Source organism: Neobacillus citreus (genome assembly GCF_018343545.2).
In the GTDB taxonomy this organism is placed as follows: Bacteria; Bacillota; Bacilli; order Bacillales; family Cytobacillaceae; genus Neobacillus; species Neobacillus citreus.
The window spans coordinates 1-2,876 of the sequence record NZ_JAGYPE020000132.1 but is presented as its reverse complement, the minus strand read 5'-3'; the positions used below and the strand labels follow the sequence as shown (position 1 = coordinate 2,876).

Genomic DNA, 2,876 nt, shown 5'->3' with positions numbered 1-2,876 from the left:
TAGCAGCCTTATTTTGCCCGAAGAGGGGTTGCAAGCGAGCCAGCGGTAAAAATAGTGCCCCTATTTTGCCCAAAAAGGCCTGCCAGAAAATCCTCCGGTAAAATTTGAAAAGAATCCATCCATTCCCAAGCACCCAGCTCAGTGGTGTATAATAAAGGGAAACGAGAACCCAAAACTCATAAGGGATGTGCCTTTCATGAAGGAAATGTACCCAAAAAACGGGCGGGTCATTTTACATGTGGATATGAATAGCTTTTATGCCTCGGTAGAGATGGCGTACGACCCTTCCCTCAAAGGAAAGCCGCTTGCCATCGCCGGAAACGTTGAGGAGCGCAGAGGGATTATTGTCACCTGCAGCTATGAAGCAAGAAAATTTGGCGTGAAAACAACGATGCCCCTTTGGGAAGCGAGAAAGCTTTGCCCGCAGCTGATTGTCAAATCACCCAATTTTGACCGTTACCGGGCGGCCTCGATGGGCATGTTTGCTATCCTCAGACAGTACACAGACCTAGTTGAACCCGTATCCATTGACGAGGGCTATATGGATATTACCGAAAGCTTTGAGTTCGGCAGTCCTATCGAAATCGCCCAAACCATTCAAAAAAGAATCCTTGAGCAGCTGGATTTACCCTGCAGCATCGGGATTGCCCCTAATAAGTTTTTAGCCAAAACGGCTTCAGATATGAAAAAACCGATGGGTATCACGATACTTCGCAAACGTGATATCCCCGCCAAACTCTGGCCATTAAATACAAACGAAATGCACGGTGTGGGTAAAAAGACGGCCGAAAAACTAAAAACCATCGGTATTCATACCATTGGCGAACTGGCAAAAGCCAATGATATTCAGCTAAAAACACTGCTTGGCATCAATGGTATTCGTTTAAAAGAGCGGGCGAATGGAAATGACCACCGGCCTGTCGACCCCGAATCGATTGATGAATTTAAAAGCATCGGCAATTCCACCACCTTGCCACGAGACGTCAGCAACCAGCAGGAGCTTTTTCATGTCTTGGAATCGCTGGCCGAAACCGTATCCGTTAGGCTGAAACGAAAAAGTGTCCTGGCAACTACCATCGGTATCACGATTCGTTACAAGGATAGAAAGACCATCACACGGAGTAAAAAGCTTGCTAATCCAATCGGCCAAAAAGAGGAACTTGCTTCATTAGCCAAGCAACTACTTTTAAAACATTGGAGCGGGGACCCGGTTAGATTGTTAGGAATCACCGGAACTGACTTAGTGGAACATGACAACGCCTATAAACAGCTGGATTTATTTTCCTATGAAAAGGACGCCAAAAAAGAGCCGCTTCTTAAAACCCTTTCCAGCCTTCGTGACAAATATGGAAAAAATATTATCGAAACGGCGGGCACTCACCAGACCGATTCTGACGAAAACCGAGGTACTGCGACTAGCTTTAATAAAGATTTTTTACAAAAAAACAAAGAAAGCTCCCCTTAGCCTAATTAAGAAGCCAAGCGGAGCTTTTGTTTTTATTACTTACAAATATCAACATACATATCGGACACTGGCCACCAGAAAAATCCATCCTGTTCCAACAGCTCGTCTGCCGCTTTAGGTCCCATTGATCCTGATTCATAATTTGGATATTCTGCTTTCTCATTTTCCCAAACTTGAGAGATTTTATCGACAAACGCCCAAGAGTAGGCCACTTCATCCCAATGAGTGAAGTTTGTGGCATCACCGCGCATGCAATCGTAGAGCAGTTTTTCGTAGCCTTCAGGTGTGTTCATGGCATGGATACCGGTATTGGCAAAGCTTAGTTTTACTTCTTGGGCTTCCAAGTGGCCGCCTGCTTTTTTGGCATTCAGATGCAGGGTAATTCCTTCTTCCGGTTGAACGTGAATGACCAATAGATTTGGATTCAGCATTTTTTCCGTCTGATAGTATAAATTCATCGGGATGTCTTTAAATTGAACAACAATTTTAGTTGTTTTGGAAGTCATTCTTTTTCCGGTTCGAATGTAAAAAGGAACACCGGCCCAGCGGAAATTGTCAATCATGATTTTCCCGGCTACGAAGGTTTCGGTATTGGATTCCTGATCCACATTCGGTTCATCACGGTACCTTGGAACCGACTTATCGGAAATTGTTCCCTCGCCATACTGCCCGCGGACAAAATATTCTTTTACCTGTTCACCTTCTACAGAACGTAATGCCCGGAAAACACGAACTTTTTCAGACCGAATCTCATCCGTTGTCAGTTTGATTGGCGGCTCCATCGCCAACAAGGCGACCATTTGCATCATATGGTTTTGCACCATATCCCTTAGTGCGCCGCTTGATTCATAATATCGGCCGCGTTCTTCGACACCGAGCGTTTCACTGGAGGTCACTTGAATATTGGATATATAACGGTTATTCCAAAGCGGTTCAAAGATAGCATTAGCAAAACGAATTACCTCAATATTGCGGACCATTTCTTTGCCTAAATAGTGGTCAATCCGGTAAATTTCATTTTCAGAGAAAGCAGTCCTGATTTGCTTGTTTAATTCCTTTGCCGATTCGAGGTCATGTCCAAACGGTTTTTCAATGACAAGCCGCTTGTATCCTTTTACATCGGTAAGGCCGTCTGATTTTAAATGAAGGGCAATCGGTCCGAAGAACTCAGGCGCCATAGCCAGATAGAAAATGCGGTTGCCTTCAAGGCCGTAGTGACCGTCTATTTCATCCGCCAGTTTTTTTAAAGCGGCATAGGAATTGGAATCCGCTACATCGTGACTTTGATAGTAGAAGTGGGACACAAACTCATCAAGGTTTGGCTTTTCTCCTAATGCAGCAGTGACAGAATCCTTAACGGACTGCTTGAATTTTTCATGCGATTGCTGGGTTCTGGCGATCCCAATCACGG

General features: G+C 44.7%; 2 protein-coding genes. One reads left to right on the top strand and one right to left on the bottom strand.

Going from position 1 to position 2,876, the window contains the following annotated elements; translation table 11 throughout:
• Positions 1 to 196 precede the first annotated feature (196 nt).
• Positions 197 to 1,465 carry a DNA polymerase IV gene (locus KHB02_RS29480; protein WP_213144944.1) on the top strand — a complete coding sequence of 423 codons (1,269 nt, stop codon included), beginning with the start codon at positions 197 to 199 and terminating at the stop codon, positions 1,463 to 1,465.
• A gap of 35 nt (positions 1,466 to 1,500) precedes the next feature.
• Here KHB02_RS29480 and zwf read toward each other — a convergent pair.
• Positions 1,501 to 2,876, bottom strand: a 1,376-nt coding sequence (zwf, locus tag KHB02_RS29475; protein WP_241114203.1) for a glucose-6-phosphate dehydrogenase, incomplete at its 5' end; no start/stop codon positions are given.

Coding starts and splice junctions, on each gene's coding strand:
- KHB02_RS29480 (WP_213144944.1), top strand. CDS start 197: ATGAAGGAAATGTACCCAAAAAACGGGCGGGTCATTTTACATGTGGAT.